Source organism: Streptomyces sp. NPDC059874, from assembly GCF_042731135.1.
In the GTDB taxonomy this organism is placed as follows: domain Bacteria; phylum Actinomycetota; class Actinomycetes; order Streptomycetales; family Streptomycetaceae; genus Streptomyces.
Map to the genome: position 1 here is coordinate 1 of NZ_JBHWJY010000100.1, position 14256 is coordinate 14256.

Here is a 14256-nt window from a genome sequence, read left to right on the forward strand (position 1 = left end):
GGCGTCTGGTGCGTGCTCTCGGCGTGCCGGGCGGAAGCCCTCGTACTGGACGTACTTGGGCTTTCGCCCGGTGCGGCGAGAGTGCGTGCCAGACGCCGCGGGGCAGACGGGAATTTGACGACAGGCCCTAGGGCCCGTCGTTCGGAAAAGGGCGACCAGGCCGGATCAGCGCCGCCCCGTCGCGGGCCTGGGCACGATCCTCAGAGGCGCTCCGCGAAGGCCCGGGCCATGGCCAGGGTGGGGACCACCTCGCGGACGTGGCGGTACGGGGTGAGGTCGCGCAGCAGCCGCCCGAGGGCCTCGCGGGCCGCGCGGGAGTGCACGGCGGGCAGCGCGGTGAGGAAGGCCCGCCAGTGTTCGCAGGCACGGGTGAGGTGCCCGAGCCGCAGGACGGTCTCGGCGAGCAGCGCGTGCGTGAGCGCGGTGGGCCGGTGCTGGCCGGGCGGCCGGGCGCGCAGGGACCGCTCCAGGGCGTCGGCGGCCGCCGGGTACTCGCCGAGCGCGAGGTGGGTCCTGGCTCGGACGAAGTCGAGGTCGGCCCTGCCGTACGAGTCGAACGGGCTCGGGTCCTGGGGGGCCAGGGCGAGCAGTTCGTCGGCGGCCGCCAGATCCGCGAGGGCGGCGCCGCGCTCCCCCGCGTGGGCGCGGGCGGCGCCGCGCTGGGCGAGGAGGTAGGCCCGTACGGCCGGGTCGCCGTCGCCGGGGGCGGTGTCCACCGCGAGCCGGGCCAGGCGGACCGCGTGCGCGGGCTGCCCGAGCCGGCCCGCGTGCGCGCTCATGGCCCGCAGGGTGATGGCGTACATCCGCCGGTCCCCGGCCTGCCGGGCCAGGCCGAGGGATATGGCGTGGTACTCCTGCGCCAGCCCGTGGTGCCCGGCGTCGACGGTCATATCGGCCAGCAGGTGGGCGAGTTGCGCGTAGCGGCACAGCACCTCCCGGGCATCGGCCCACTGGGACCCATCCGAGCCACCGGCCGCGCCCGCACGGACGACGGCACCCGGGCCACCCGCGAGGTCGCCGAGACGCGCGCCGGAACCGGCCGGGAAATCCGGGCCGCCGGGGCCCCGGGCGGCGACCGTTCCACCCCGGGTGCCTGCGGTAGCCGTCCCGCCACCACGCGCGGCGGAACCGGCCGCCGTTGAACCCGGGCCGCCGCGCTCGGCCGGCCCCGTCGCGGGGGCGTGCCCGCCCCCGCGTGCGGTGGAGCTCCCCGGGGGGGACCGGGCGGCGCGCGGCGAAGGCGCCCGCGTCCTGGGCCAGCCAGGCGGCCAGGGCCGCGCGGGTGTGGACGCCGCCGTGGGTGAGGTAGAGCCCGGCGAAATTGTGGACCAGGGCGCGCAGTTGTTCCGCGTGCCCCGCGAGGTGGCGCCTGGCCGCGAGCTGCGCGACCGATGTTCCGGGCGGCGGGGCGGGGGTCTCCGGCGCCGGCCGCCAGGCCGCGACCGGGCCGGGCCGGTACGGGCTGCGCAGCAGCCCGGGGCGGGTGCGCGGGTCGGTGTCCGCGAGGGTCCGGACGGCAAGCCGGTGCAGCCCCTCCGAATCTGAACCAGGCGGGGAGCCGGGGGCGGGCGCGGCCCCGGCTCGCTTCCACCTCCGAAACGAGTCAGCTGTGCACATCGCCTTCGCCGGCGCGGCCGGTCCCACCGGAATCCGCCTGGCCGCGGAACTCCTCGGCCGCGGTCACCACCTGACCCTGCTCACCACCACCGACGTTCGGCAGGCGCGGCTGCTGTTGGCCCGTCAGCTCACGCTGATCGGGCTGTATCCCGAGTACGTGGACTTGCTCGCGGTCCGCCTCGACGCGCGGCGGGCCGCCGACGCCCTCGCCTCCCGCTCCACCGCCCGCTTCGACGCCGTCTGGTGCGTGGAGCCGGCGGCGGAGGTCGTGGCAGCCCTGCTGCCGCTCGCCGCCGGAGGGGGGCGGCGTACGGCGTTCCACGTGGTCACCGGCGGGGACGGGGGCCCGGCCGGGCGGGCGGTGGCGGCGGCGGCCGTACGGGACGGGTTCCCGGCCGGGGTGCACTGCCTGGCCCCGACCGTGAGCGACCTCGCCGACCATCCGGAGCTGCCCCGGCCGCCGTTCACCCGGATCGCCGTCGCCGAGGCCACCCGGCCCACCCCGGCCGGAGCCGGCGGCGCCGGCGAGGGCCTCGCGGGGGCTCCGGCGGCGGTGAACCTGCTGCCGCTCACGGCCACCGCCCGGGCCCTGGCCGATGCCGGCGAGCAGGCCGACTGGTCGGGGCTGCGCCGCATCGGCTGGGTGCACTCGCGGCCCACCCCGGCCGCGGTGTTGGCCGAGGCGGTCGGTCCGGGGCCGGCCGCACGGCTGCTGCGGCGCCTCTCGGCCCTCCAGCCGACGGCGCCGACCACCGCGATCACCCTGCCGCCGGTCGCCGCCGGGTACCTCACCCGGGCCGCGGCTCCGGCTCTGCCGTCGTTGCGTTCGGCGGCGCAGGCATGAGCGCACCGGGGCACCCCTGGCGGGAGCGGCGGGTGGTGGACGGCCTGGCGGACGCCCTGCGGGACGCGGCCGCGGAACGGGTCCTGGGCACCGGGGAGGCGACGACGCCGAAGCCCGCCGCCCCTGGTATGGCGTCCCCGGGGCCGGAGCGGGGCCCTGACTCCGGCGCGAGCCGAGGGGCGCCCATGGCAAGGGCATATGCGAATGGATCATTCATGCCTCAAGGCAAAGGGGGTGGGCGGACCCCCGCAACTCATGCCAACAACGCTCCGGACGCCCCTGTTTGACAGGTTTTCGCATGGGGCAGAACGCGCCACGGCCACGACACGCCCGAAGGCCCCATCCCGCATCTCACCCGTTCGGGCGTATGCCCCCGAGGGCCGCTTCCCGATGGGTGGACGGGCCGCCATCTGCGAAGACGCCCGGGTTCCGATGCCGCGCACCCGTGACGCACCGTCAGTGTCCGGTGTTTCAGGGAGTGTGGATGGGCAGAGGAGGTGTCCACTGCTCACATGACCCGGCCGCCCGAGCCGGACAGGAGGGATCGCCATGCCCCGCGCCAAGTGGGTCGTCGCCGCACTGACGGTGACTCTGCTGTGCACCGGCATCGGGGTGTTGCAGAGCACCGAGGGCGCCCGCCCGACGGCCTCGACCGCGACCACCGATGACTCGCTGCCCTCGCGGGCACTGGGCCTGTCCGGCCACCGCCGTCTCGTCCGGCAACTGGAACGCTCCGAGGAACACACCCCCGGCAAGGGGGCTCGGTCGCTCAGGACCGCCCCGGGCCCGCTGCGGGCGGTCACGGGTCCGCTCCGGCCCGCGCGGCCGCTGCGGTTGCGCGTCCCGAGCCTGCGCGTGGACCTGCCGCTGACCGACGGCGAAGGGGCGGCCGCCTGGGATTCCGACGGCACGCCGCCCGGTTCGGCCGGCACCGCACTGATCACGGGGGACGGTCTCCGCCTCGGCGAGCTGCGGCCGGGCCGGACCGTCGAGATCCCGCGCGCGGACGGTCGTACGGCCGTGTTCACCGTCGTACGGGTCTCCCCAGGCGAGGCCTCCGGAGACGAGGACCCGGCCGGGCGGCCCCAGCTGCGCGTGATCGGCGGCGAGACCGCCGTACTGGCCCGGCTGACGGGCCAGCGCCGCACCCGCTAGGGGGGTCTTCGTCCCCCGGTCGGGGGACTCTCGTGGTGTCTCCGGGAGTTGCCCCGGGCGCCGGGGCACACCCCTCGCATGAGCGGGAGGCAGCGCGCGCGAACGGCACTGAGCCGGGCCCTGACAGCGGCCTGCGTCGTGCTGCTGTGCGTGTTCGGCGCCGGTCCGGCCGCCGCGATGGCCGCCGAATCGCGGCCCGCCTCCACCGCCCCCGCGGAACCCACCGAGGGGCCGTCGGATCCGGCCGCCGATCCCGAGGTGCGGGCTGCCGTACGGCTGGCCGCGCGCGGGATTCCGGGCGGCGTACGGCTGAGGCCGGCCCCGGTGTTTCACGTGAAACACGCCGGGGCCCCCGGGTGCGGGGCGATCGAAGCGGTGCCGTCCGCGTGGACGGCGCGAAGTGTGGTCCTGCGCTGCTGACCGGGCCGAGCCCCGACCGACGCAGACCCCCCACTCCGCACACCCCGCACACCCGTGAGGTTCCGCCATGCCCATCGACCCGTACGCCGCGCTGAACGCCATGCTCCGTGCCGAGGCCGCCCGTTTCACCCCGCCGGTCCGGCAGACCGAGCCGGCCGAGCCCGCCGCGCCCGTCGCACCCGTAGCGCCCGTCACGTCCCTCGCGTCCGAGAGTGAACAGCAGCAGAACGCCCCCGCGGACCCGGCCGCGTAGACCGGCCGCGGGAATCGAAGGAACGCCGGTTCCCGTGCCCTCGGCAACGGAGAGTGGTCACGTGAGGTTCGACCACGGCACGGGAACCGGCGCCACTGTTCAGTGTGGGATGTGCGACCCCCCGACCGCTTCGGGCGGAAGTACCGACCCGACCCGGCCGAAAGTACCGCCGTCCACAGGGCCGGTCTCAGTCCTCGCGGGTGTAGTAGCGGTAGAACGCCGCCCCGCCGACGCCCACGCCGACGAAGAAGCCGACCACGACGGCCTTGAGGATCGACTGGTTGGTGAGGCTGTGCAGGTAGCCCACGGCGATGCCCGCGAAGACCCCGTACGCCGCCGCGTGCACCTCTCGCTTGAGGCGCGGGCCGATCCGGGCGAGACCGAACATGATCGCGGCGAAGAGCACGCCGCACAGGATCCCGTAGAACACGTTGCCCGCGTCGACCGGGCCCATCTGCCGCTGGATGAAGGCGGCCCAGACTCCGTAGACGAGTCCGAGGAGCAGTGGCCGCGTGTAGGCGCTCTTGCTCAGGTGGGTCATGTCCGCCATCTGCCGGTGCTGCCGCCCGTGGGCGGTGGGTGCCGCATGTGCCATGACGGGCTCCTCTCTCCCATCATCCAGGGCACACCCGGCGCCCCCACCCGGCAAGTGGATCAGCCGCGGACCGCCACGGCGTCGATCTCGAAGAGCATGTCGGGCAGGGCGAGGGCGGCGACCCCGATCAGGGTTTGGGCGGGCGGTTCGGTGCCCCAGGTGGCGCGCAGTCGCTTGAGGAGTACGTCCAGCTTGTCCTGGTCGTGGCCGACGACGTACGTGCCGATGCGGACCACGTCGGCGGGGCCGAGGCCGACGGCCGCCAGGGCGGTGAGGAGGTTGGCGAAGGCCCGCTCGACCTGGTCGGCGAAGTCGTCGGAGACGACGTGGCCGTTCTCGTCGGAGCCGTACTGGCCGGCTATGAAGACCTGCTCGCCAGGGGCGGAGACGATGTGGCTGTAGCCGTAGTCGGTCGGGGTGTGGAGTCCTGCCGGATTGATGATGCTGCGCGTCATGCCGATCCCCTGATTCCGTGTCCGTGTCCGTGGGTCTGACTACTGCTCGGCGAGCCAGGCGCGGAGCCGTTCGGCTGCCCCGGGGGCCTGCCGCTCGGCCTGCTGCCGGATCTCGTCGAGGTTCTGGGCGGCGAGGGCTCGGCGCCAGGCCAGTTCGGCCCGGGCCATGGCGTGCGCGATGGCGCACTCCGCGCCTTGGCCCACCTCCGGTTCCGCCTCTGCCTCCGGTGCCGCGCCGGGTCCCTGCTGCCGGATCTCCGCGCACCGGAAGGCCTCCTCGGGCCCCTCGACGGCGGCGACCACGTCCATGAGCGAGATGGCGGTGAGCGGGCGGGCCAGCCGGAAGCCGCCGCGCGGGCCGGGACTGGAGGTGAGGATGCCCGCCCGGGCCAGCGCCTGGAGCTGCTTGTTGAGGTAGGCCGCGGGCAACTCGTGCCAGGCGGCGAGCCGCGCCGCGGACACGGCCCGCTCGGGGCCGATCCAGGCCAGGTTGACGCAGCTGTGCAGCGCCCACTCGACACCCTCGCTCATCTTCATAATCTGGATATTAGATATCCAGAATCTTGGCGCGCAAGGCCGACTCGCCACCCGCCCGCAGCAACACCGCTCGCGCCGCAGGCCCCGCCCGCTTTCCCTGGTGACGTGCGCACCATCCTGTCGGCGGTACTCATCGTGCTCGTGACCCTGCTCGTGCCCGCGAGCGCCGTCGCGTACTGGGCCGACCGCGAGTTGGCGGACGCGGACCGCTACACCGCGGCGATGTCCCCGCTCGCCGAGGACCCGGCCGTGCAGAACCTCGTCGTCACCCAGGCCACGCGCGCGCTCGCCGGACAGATCGACGCCGGCCCCTTCCAGAGCGGGGTGGACGCCCTGCTCGGCGAGGCCCTGCGGTCATTCGCCGGCACCCCGGCCTACCGCACCGCCTGGGACGCCGCCAACCGCGCCGCGCACGCCGCGTTCCTCGAAGCGCTCACCACCGGCCACGGGGACGCCGTCACCATCGACCTCGCCCCCGTCATCGCGCAGATCAAGGAAGAACTCGTCGACGACGGCGTGCCCTTCGCCGACCGGATCCCGGTGACCCACATCTCCGTGAAGGTCATGGAGTACGACAACCTCGGCGCCCTCCGGAAGGGGTTCCGCATGCTCCAGATCGCCGGCGTCTGGCTCCCCGTGCTGACCCTCGTCCTGGCCGTGACCGCCGTCGCTGTCGCCCTCCAGCGACGGCGCGCGGTGATCGCCACGGGACTGGGGCTCGCGATCGGTGCGGGCCTGCTGTGGATCGCGGTGGACCTGTGCCGCAGGCTCACCCTGGACGATCTGCCCGCCGACATCGACCGGGCTGCCGCCGGGGCCGTGTACGACGCCCTCACCGCATTCCTGCGCACCACGGCCTGGGTGGTGCTGGCGGTCGGTCTCGCCGCCGCGCTGGGGGCCTGGCTGATGGGCCGACTGCGCCGCACCCCATAAGCTCGGAAGGTACCAACCTACGTAGAACGACGCCGAAAACCCCAGAAGAACCGATTCGCGAGCGGCGGCACGGAACGGGAATGAGCACCGAAGGCACCGAACACATAGCGTCGCGGCGGGCCCGGCACCACTCGCTGGCCCCGCCCGCCTGGCTGCTCTCGGGACTGAAGCCGGCCTCCGCCCCGATCCCCTGGGCCGCCGTGGCCCGGGCCTCGATCGCGCTGGCCACCCCGCTGGCCGTCGGCTTCGCGCTGGACGAGCCCGAGTACGGCGCGCTCGTCTCCATGGGCGCCCTCTCCGGGGTGATCGGCGACACCGCCGACGCGTACCGGATGCGGATCCTGAACATCGCCGTCCCGCAGTTGTTCGGCGCCGTCGGCATCGCGCTGGGCACCCTGGTCTTCGGGCACGGCTGGCTGGCCGTCGGCGCCCTCACCCTCGTCGCCCTGCTCTCCGGGATGATCTCCTCGATCGGCACGGTCGCCTCCGCGTCCGGGCTGCTGCTCCTGCTCACCGCCGTCGTCGGCGCCGGGCTCCCGATGCCCCGGCCCTGGTGGACGGCGCCGCTGCTGCTGGGCGCGGGCGGGCTGTTCGTCCTGGCGCTGACCCTGCTGGGCTGGCCGCTGCGCGGCCGGCAGCCGGAGCGGGCCGCCGTGGCCGCCACCTACCGGGCCCTGGCCGACGCCCTGGAGGCCGCCGGCGGGCCGGGCGCCACCTTCGACGAGCGCCGTCAGCGGGTCACCCAGACCCTCAACCAGGCCTACGACCTCGTGCTCGGCCGGCGGGCCCGGGTGCACGGCCGGAGTCCCGCGCTGGTGCGGATGCTGGCCCAGCTCAACGTGGTGATCCCGCTGGTCGAGGCCGCGCCCGCCGCGCACCTGCGACGCCGGCCGCTGCCCCCCGAGATCCCGGCGGCCGTACGGGAACTGGCGACGGCCGTGGAGGAAGGCCGCACCCGGACCCCGGTACTGGACCTGCCCGAACCGCACACCCCGGCCGAGCGGGCCGTCGACGCCGCGCTGCGCCACGCGGCGAACATCGTGCACAAGCCCGAGCCCGACCCGTTCAACGTAGACGACCGCCTCGGCAGGCCCGCCGCCCTGCGGGTGCGCGCCCGGCGCGCGGTCCGCGACATGATGCTGTCCGGCGCCTCCTGGCGGTACGGCCTGCGGCTCGCCCTGTGCATCGGGCTCGCGCAGTCCCTCGTCTCCCTGATCGAGGTCGAGCGCTCCTACTGGGTCGCGCTGACCGTCACCTTCGTCCTCAAGCCCGACTTCGGCTCGGTGTTCTCCCGGGCCGTGCTGCGCGCGCTGGGCACCGCGGCGGGCCTGGTGATCGCGGCCGCCGTGCTCGCCGAGGTGCCGCGCGGCTGGTGGGACGTACCCGTGATGATGGTCCTGGCCGCCCTCATCCCCGCGTTCTCCGCCAAGGGCTACGCCTTCCAGACCGCGGCCATCACCCCGGTGATCCTCCTCCTCTCGGACCTGCTCAACCACTCGGGTTTCGACCTGATCCGGCCGCGGCTGCTGGACAGCCTGATCGGCTGCGCCATCACCCTGATAGCCGGCTACCTGCTGTGGCCCGAGAGTTGGCACACCCGGATCGGGGACCGGCTCGCGGACACCGTGGACGACGCCGCCCGGTACGTGGAACGGGCCTTCGCGCCGGTCGCGGACGAGGCCGCGCTCCGAGTGGCCCGACAGTCCCGCCTCCAGGCCCGGCGGCGGATCTACCGCGACCTGTCGGGCGTGCGCAGCGAGTTCCAGCGCGCCCTGACCGAACCCCCGCCGACCGGCACCCGCGCCGCCGCGTGGTGGCCGCTGGTGGTGGCCGTCGAACGCATCGTGGACGCGACCACCGCCGCCCGCGTCCGCGTCAACCACGGCGCGGTGCCGCCTGCGGCGAGCGAGGTCGAATGGATCACCCGGCAGCTGCGTTCCCTGGCCGAGGGCGTCCGGAGCAGCACGACACCGGTCCGGGTGGAGGTGACCCTTGAGGCCGACGAGTCGAGCGTCCTGTCCCCGGTCCGCCAAGAGGTCGCGGCGGCCCGCGCCATCACCCAACCCAGCCCCTGACCCACCGCCCGGCGCCGCCAGCCCTGGGCCCCCGCCCCAGCCGGGCGGACTTTCAGCCCGTCCGGCGTTTGAGGACCGGGTCCGGGCGGAGCCCGGGGAACGGTGGAAGGGCGGGTAGGGGACCAGCTCCGCGCAGCGGCACCCACCCACCGGCACCCGCACCCGCACCCGCACCCGCACACACGCAAGGGGACCGGCCCGGCATCCCCCGAACGGCCCCACGACCGGGCCGGAGGCCGCCCGCCGGGGCAGCATCGGAGCATGCGCCCCACCCCGCAGCGCGCCGCAGGAGTACTGGCTCTCGTCGTACTGACGGGCTGCGCCGACGTGGAGGGCCTCAAGGACGCCGGCGACCTCGGCACCGCACACGCGCCACAGACCCTGTGGAGGGAGTTCCGCCCCGATCCGCCCGGGCCCGGGCAGCAGCCGGGGACGGCCGCCGCCGTGCCCGGGATACCCAAGGTGGTGGACCTGAACTTGCGCGGGGTGAACGCCCTCTCCGTCGTACGGGCCGATGTGAAGGCCTCCGTCGCCCAGGACGGGGGAACCGGCCGGCTCGTCGACCCCCGGGCCCCGCAGCGGCTCGCACTCTGCACACAGGCTGTGGACGGCGGTCCCGACTGCCCGGTCCGCCCGCCCGTCCTGCACGACCTGACGGGCGACGGCCGGGAGGAACTGATCACCGCCCTGGACCTCGACGGCCGGCTCAGCGAGCTGCGCGTCTACACCGTCCTGGCCGACGGCCGCGTGGCCCGGATCCTGTCCCGGCGCGCGGTGCTGGAGGGCGTGGAGGTGGCCGCCGAGCACCTCGCGGTGCGCGAGCCGACCTCGAACCCCACGTACGTCGCCGTCTCCGACTACGTGTGGGATCCCAAGACCGGGACCATGAACCTGTCCCAGCTCACCCTCGACGAGTGTCCCGGCATCAGCGACGACGCGCTGGCGGGCGAAGGCGGGGTTCCGTGCGAGCGCTGAGCAGTCTGCGGTGGCGGATCGCCCTGACCACCACGACGGTGTGCTGCATGGTCGCCGCCGCGCTGGGGATCCTGGTGCACAACGTCGTCGCCCGGCAGATCGTCGGCGAGGTCCGCAAGGAGGTGGACCGGGATTTGAACCACGCCCTCGGCCACTACGAGTACGGCACCACGCACGGCGACGTGAACGTGGCCCTGGACCCGCCCGACCTGCCCGGACCGCTGCGCACGCTCGTCGCGCGCGGGGACACCGGGAGCATGGTCGGCTCGTACAAGGGCGAGCCCGTGATGTGGGCCGCCGGGCCCGCCGACGACAAGGCCCTCGCGGTGTGGATCCCGTACGCGCACACCCGCGACCGGCTGCGGGACATCGACACCGCGATCCTCGCCTCGTCGGTCGTCGCCGCCGGGGTGGTGGCACTGGCCGGTCTGTTCCTCGCGAACCGGATCAGCCGGCGGCTCGCGACCACGGCCGCCGTGGCCCGCCGGATCAGCGCCGGCGACCTGGACGCCCGCGTGGACTTCCCCGCCGAGGGTGATCCGCGCCAGCCCCACTCCCGGGACGAGGTACGGGACGTGGCGCAGGCGCTGGACTCGATGGCCGGATCGCTCCAGGAACGGCTGGAGGCGGAGAAGCGCTTCACGGCGGATGTCGCGCACGAGCTGCGCACCCCGCTCACGGGCTCGCTGGCCGCGGCGGCGCTGCTGCCGGAGGGACGCCCCAAGGAGATGATCAACGACCGGCTCAAGGCTCTGCACCTGCTGACCGAGGACCTGTTGGAGATCTCCCGGCTGGATTCCGGAGTCGAGCGGGCCGACCTGAGTCGGGTGGAACTCGGGCGCGCGGTGGAACGGGCCGTCGCCGGGACCCGGCTGGCCGCCTCGGTTCGGGTGATCCGTGACGCGGCGGTGCTGACCGACCGGCGACGCTTGGACCGGATCCTGGCCAACCTGCTCGCGAACGCCCACAAACACGGCCGGCCGCCGGTGGAGGTGACCGTGGACGGGCCCGTCGTGGTGGTCCGCGACCACGGGCCCGGATATCCGGCCGAACTGATCGAGCACGGCCCGCAGCGCTTCCGCACCGGGGACCCCGGCCGGGGGCGCGGCCACGGGCTGGGGCTGACGATCGTGGCCGGGCAGGCGGCGGTACTGGAGATCGAGCTGAGCTTCGCCAACGCGCCCGATGGCGGTGCGATCACCACACTCAGGCTTCCCGTGGGCCGCCTGCCCCAAGGGAGTTGAGGGGTGTTTCACGTGAAACATCCACCGGAGCGGATGTTTCACGTGAAACGGTCAACCGTCAACGCATCGGTCAGACGCCGATGTTCTTGCCGTCCTTGCGCCAGACCGACACGACCGCCGGGCGGACGATCTTGCCCGGTCCGTCGGGCCACACCGACTGGGGCTTCTCGACGGACGCGCCGTCGATCTCGCCCGGGTGCTGGACGGAGACCAGGACGCGCTTGTCCTGGATGATCGGGCCGCAGGTCTCGGCGCCGCGCGGGACCGTCAGGAACTGCTTCAGCTCACCGCGGCGCTCACCGGCCGTGGCGACACCGAACAGGCCGTCGTGGGAGCCGAGCTGGTTGCCGTCCGTGGAGATCCACAGGTTGCCGTGCGGGTCGAAGGCCACGTTGTCCGGGCAGGAGATCGGGCTGACCTTGTCCTTCGGGAAGCCCGCGAAGTAGGTGGCCGGGTCGTTCGGGTCACCGGCGACCAGGAAGAGCCGCCAGGCGAAGCCCTCGCCCGCCGGGTCGTCGAAGTACTCGGCGAGCTCCAGGATCTGGCCGTGCTTGTTCTGGTTGCGCGGGTTCGCCTCGGTCGCGCCCTCCGCCTTGCCGGGCTTGCCGCGGTCGGTGTTGTTGGTCAGCGCGACGTAGACGCGACCGGTACGCGGGGAGGGCTCGACGTCCTCGGGGCGGTCCATCTTGGTGGCGCCCACCTTGTCGGCGGCCTGGCGCGTGAAGACGTACACCTCCTCGGCGGTCATGCCCTCGACGTGGGAGACGTTGCCGGTGGCGAGCTTGATCCACACGCCGGTGCCGTCGAACTGGCCGTCGGTGGGGAGCTTGCCGGTGCCGTCGATCTCGGCAGCCGGGGAGTCACCGGTGAGCTTGGCGACGTAGAGGGTGCCCTCGTCGAGGAGCGTCAGGTTGTGCTCCTTCGCCGCGCGGCTGTTCCCCTTCTTCATCTGCTTGCTCGACACGAACTTGTAGAAGTAGTCGAAGCGCTCGTCGTCGCCCATGTAGACGACGGGACGGCCGTCCACGGTCAGACGGGGCTGCGCGGCCTCGTGCTTGAAGCGGCCGAGCGCGGTGCGCTTGCGCGGGACCGAGTTCGGGTCGTGCGGGTCCAGCTCGACGACCCAGCCGAAGCGGTTCGACTCGTTGGGCTCCTGCGCCACGTCGAAGCGCTTGTCGAACCGCTCCCACTTGCGCTCGGAGGCGGCGCCGGTGATGCCGTAGCGCTTGAGCCGCGCGGCCTGGACGGGGTCGGTGACGGAGCCGCCGTTGGCGAAGTACTGGTTGAAGTTCTCCTCGCCGTGGAGGGTGGTGCCCCACGGGGTGGTGCCACCGGCGCAGTTGTTGAGCGTGCCGAGGACCTTGGTGCCGGTCGGGTCGACCGAGGTCTTCAGCAGGGCGCTGCCCGCGGCCGGGCCGGCCATCTTGAACTCGCTCGTCGTGTGGAGGCGACGGTTGAGCTCGTGGCGGCTGACGGCGGTCAGCTTGCCGCTGCGGTGGTCTTCCTGGACGACGACCACGGACAGGCCGTGCGCGGCCCAGGCGATCTCGACCTGCTCGCGGGTCGGGTTGGCCGGGTCGTAGCCCTTGAACATGAGGATCTCGTCCGTGTACTCGTGGTTGGCCACGAGCAGCTGCTGGCGCTCGTACTTCCCACCGAGGGGGAGGAGGCTCAGGAAGTCGTTGTTGTAACCGAACTGACCGGCCTGGGCGGCGGCGGTCTGCTTGTCGGCGTTGAAGCCCGGGGCACCCTTGATGATCGGGTCGCCCCAGCGGATGACCACGTTCTGGTCGTGGCCCTCGGGGATGGAGACCTGGTCGGCGGTGTTCGGCGCGACGGGCGTGAAGCGCAGACCGCGGGCGGCCTGGCCGGCCCCCTCGGCACCGGCGGTGGTGGCCTCGCCGGCCGGGTTCGCGTTGGCGCTCTGGCCGGGGCCGCTGAGGGCGATGGCCGTACCGCCGGCGGTGGCGACGGTGACGACGGCCGCCGTACGCAGCATCGAGCGACGGGAGTAGGCCTTGGCTATGACGTCGCCGGCGTACTCGTTGTCGCTGGTGTTCGGCACCTCGTGGAAGCATGCGTCGCCACAGCGGTAGCGACAGGTGAGAGCGGACCGACCGCTCCCATGCGGGTTGCCGATGAGCGGCAGAAGCTTGCGCACGAGTGTCCTCCGAGTAGCTGCGTGGGCGCCGACAACGTGTCGGAACAATCCAGCCGTGACGGTAGGCGCGGGTTGCGCCGAAGCGGCGGCGGAGGGATGAACGGTCGGTGAACCCGGCACGTCGGAGCGGGAGTTCACGGACAGTGTGGGTGCGTTTGGGGGGCCGGGCGCCACGAAGGGCGCCCCTCCCGAAGATCCAGCCGGGCGGCCGATAACCTTACGTGTCCACTCTGGGCAGGGATCATCCGCGCAGCACGGACAAATGACGCACGCACTCATGCGAAAGGCCTGGCCCATGGGTATTCGGAGCTTGTTGCGCAAGGTGTTCGGACGGTCTGCGGAACCGGTTCCGGAGACCTCGGGCGCCCCTTCGGCGGCTGTCCCGAACCAGGCGGAACGCACCCCGCTGGACGCTGCGGCCGAACTGGTCGCCGCGTCGTTCGACAACCCGTCCGTTCCACCGCAGTCCGCTCCGCGAGACCGCGAACCGGGCACCCTCCTCACGGCGCCCGCCCCCACGGCGGACCCCACCGTCCCGGAAGCCCGCCGCGCGCCTGCGGCGAAGCCCGGCCCGGATTCCTCCCCGGCGGAGCCGCCGACCACCACTGACGCGGAGCCCCTGGCCGCCGCCCCGGCCGAGCCCACGGCGGACCCGGTCCCGGCCGCCGCCGAACAGCCCCAGGCCGACGCCCCGCAGGCGCAGGACAAGCCCGAACCGCAGGACGCCGAGGCGACCACGGCCGCTGCGGAGCAGGACGAGGCCGAGGCGCCGCAGGCGCAGGACCAGCCCGAGCCGCAGGCCGCCGAGGCGACCGCGCCGGAGGCGGAGTCGCCCGCCGCCGAAGCCCCCGCCGCGGAGCAGCCCGAGCCCGAGGCGGAGCCCCTGGCCGCCGCCGAGGCCGAAGACCAGGACGAGCCCACGGCGGAGCCCGCCGCGGCGGCTGCGGACCAGCCAGAGGCTGACGCCCCGCAGGCGCAGGACCAGCCCGAGC

At 73.9% G+C, this 14256-nt stretch carries 13 protein-coding genes and 1 pseudogene; 9 read left to right on the forward strand and 5 right to left on the reverse strand.

The window, feature by feature from the left end; genetic code table 11:
- Window positions 1-200: 200 nt before the first annotated feature.
- Window positions 201-932, reverse strand: a complete 732-nt coding sequence (locus ACFV9H_RS36280) for a tol-pal system YbgF family protein (protein ID WP_385407114.1) — start codon at window positions 930-932, stop codon at window positions 201-203.
- 677 nt (window positions 933-1609) lie between these two features.
- On the opposite strand from ACFV9H_RS36280, the gene ACFV9H_RS36285 reads away from it, so the two are divergent.
- The 4 genes from ACFV9H_RS36285 (at window position 1610) to ACFV9H_RS36300 (ending at window position 4289) form a co-directional block, all read left to right on the forward strand.
- Entirely contained in the window at window positions 1610-2461 is an 852-nt protein-coding gene (locus tag ACFV9H_RS36285) for a hypothetical protein (RefSeq protein WP_385407117.1), read from the forward strand.
- A gap of 549 nt (window positions 2462-3010) precedes the next feature.
- Entirely contained in the window at window positions 3011-3616 is a 606-nt protein-coding gene (locus ACFV9H_RS36290; RefSeq protein WP_385407119.1) for a hypothetical protein, read from the forward strand.
- 78 nt (window positions 3617-3694) lie between these two features.
- Window positions 3695-4036, forward strand: a complete 342-nt coding sequence (locus ACFV9H_RS36295) for a hypothetical protein (protein ID WP_385407122.1) — start codon at window positions 3695-3697, stop codon at window positions 4034-4036.
- 67 nt (window positions 4037-4103) lie between these two features.
- Window positions 4104-4289: a hypothetical protein gene (locus tag ACFV9H_RS36300; protein WP_385407125.1), complete on the forward strand. Its 186-nt coding sequence runs from the start codon at window positions 4104-4106 to the stop codon at window positions 4287-4289.
- A gap of 187 nt (window positions 4290-4476) precedes the next feature.
- Here ACFV9H_RS36300 and ACFV9H_RS36305 read toward each other — a convergent pair whose 3' ends face one another.
- Genes ACFV9H_RS36305 through ACFV9H_RS36315 form a run of 3 tightly spaced genes read right to left on the reverse strand, consistent with a single transcriptional unit; the run spans window position 4477 to window position 5870 of the window.
- Window positions 4477-4884: a hypothetical protein gene (locus tag ACFV9H_RS36305; RefSeq protein WP_385407128.1), complete on the reverse strand. Its 408-nt coding sequence runs from the start codon at window positions 4882-4884 to the stop codon at window positions 4477-4479.
- Between the two features lie 59 nt (window positions 4885-4943).
- On the reverse strand, window positions 4944-5339 hold the full coding sequence (locus ACFV9H_RS36310) for a RidA family protein (protein ID WP_385407131.1): 396 nt from the start codon (window positions 5337-5339) through the stop codon (window positions 4944-4946).
- 39 nt (window positions 5340-5378) lie between these two features.
- Window positions 5379-5870 (reverse strand): RrF2 family transcriptional regulator, encoded by a 492-nt coding sequence (locus tag ACFV9H_RS36315; RefSeq protein ID WP_385407134.1) that lies wholly within the window; start codon window positions 5868-5870, stop codon window positions 5379-5381.
- 111 nt (window positions 5871-5981) lie between these two features.
- Here ACFV9H_RS36315 and ACFV9H_RS36320 point away from each other — a divergent pair, with 111 nt between their 5' ends.
- The 4 genes from ACFV9H_RS36320 (at window position 5982) to ACFV9H_RS36335 (ending at window position 11103) form a co-directional block, all read left to right on the forward strand.
- A complete protein-coding gene (locus ACFV9H_RS36320) occupies window positions 5982-6809 on the forward strand; it encodes a hypothetical protein (RefSeq protein WP_385407137.1) in 828 nt (275 codons plus the stop codon).
- Window positions 6810-6889: 80 nt separating this feature from the next.
- The gene (locus ACFV9H_RS36325) at window positions 6890-8884 is read left to right on the forward strand and encodes an FUSC family protein (RefSeq protein ID WP_385407140.1); all 1995 of its coding nucleotides are present in this window, start codon (window positions 6890-6892) and stop codon (window positions 8882-8884) included.
- Between the two features lie 261 nt (window positions 8885-9145).
- Window positions 9146-9859 carry a hypothetical protein gene (locus ACFV9H_RS36330; RefSeq protein WP_385407143.1) on the forward strand — a complete coding sequence of 238 codons (714 nt, stop codon included), beginning with the start codon at window positions 9146-9148 and terminating at the stop codon, window positions 9857-9859.
- Window positions 9860-9906: 47 nt separating this feature from the next.
- A complete protein-coding gene (locus ACFV9H_RS36335) occupies window positions 9907-11103 on the forward strand; it encodes a sensor histidine kinase (protein ID WP_385407182.1) in 1197 nt (398 codons plus the stop codon).
- 70 nt (window positions 11104-11173) lie between these two features.
- Here the strand turns inward: ACFV9H_RS36335 and ACFV9H_RS36340 are convergent, their stop codons facing one another.
- Window positions 11174-13264, reverse strand: coding sequence for a PhoX family protein (locus ACFV9H_RS36340; protein WP_385407146.1), 2091 nt, complete (start codon window positions 13262-13264; stop codon window positions 11174-11176).
- A 295-nt stretch (window positions 13265-13559) separates the two neighbouring features.
- Between ACFV9H_RS36340 and ACFV9H_RS36345 the strand changes: the two are divergent.
- Window positions 13560-14256: pseudogene (locus tag ACFV9H_RS36345) on the forward strand (hypothetical protein); the annotation flags it as partial.

Coding starts and splice junctions, on each gene's coding strand:
- ACFV9H_RS36290 (WP_385407119.1), top strand. CDS start 3,011: ATGCCCCGCGCCAAGTGGGTCGTCGCCGCACTGACGGTGACTCTGCTG.
- ACFV9H_RS36295 (WP_385407122.1), top strand. CDS start 3,695: ATGAGCGGGAGGCAGCGCGCGCGAACGGCACTGAGCCGGGCCCTGACA.
- ACFV9H_RS36300 (WP_385407125.1), top strand. CDS start 4,104: ATGCCCATCGACCCGTACGCCGCGCTGAACGCCATGCTCCGTGCCGAG.
- ACFV9H_RS36305 (WP_385407128.1), bottom strand. CDS start 4,884: ATGGCACATGCGGCACCCACCGCCCACGGGCGGCAGCACCGGCAGATG.
- ACFV9H_RS36310 (WP_385407131.1), bottom strand. CDS start 5,339: ATGACGCGCAGCATCATCAATCCGGCAGGACTCCACACCCCGACCGAC.
- ACFV9H_RS36315 (WP_385407134.1), bottom strand. CDS start 5,870: ATGAGCGAGGGTGTCGAGTGGGCGCTGCACAGCTGCGTCAACCTGGCC.
- ACFV9H_RS36325 (WP_385407140.1), top strand. CDS start 6,890: ATGAGCACCGAAGGCACCGAACACATAGCGTCGCGGCGGGCCCGGCAC.
- ACFV9H_RS36330 (WP_385407143.1), top strand. CDS start 9,146: ATGCGCCCCACCCCGCAGCGCGCCGCAGGAGTACTGGCTCTCGTCGTA.
- ACFV9H_RS36335 (WP_385407182.1), top strand. CDS start 9,907: ATGGTCGCCGCCGCGCTGGGGATCCTGGTGCACAACGTCGTCGCCCGG.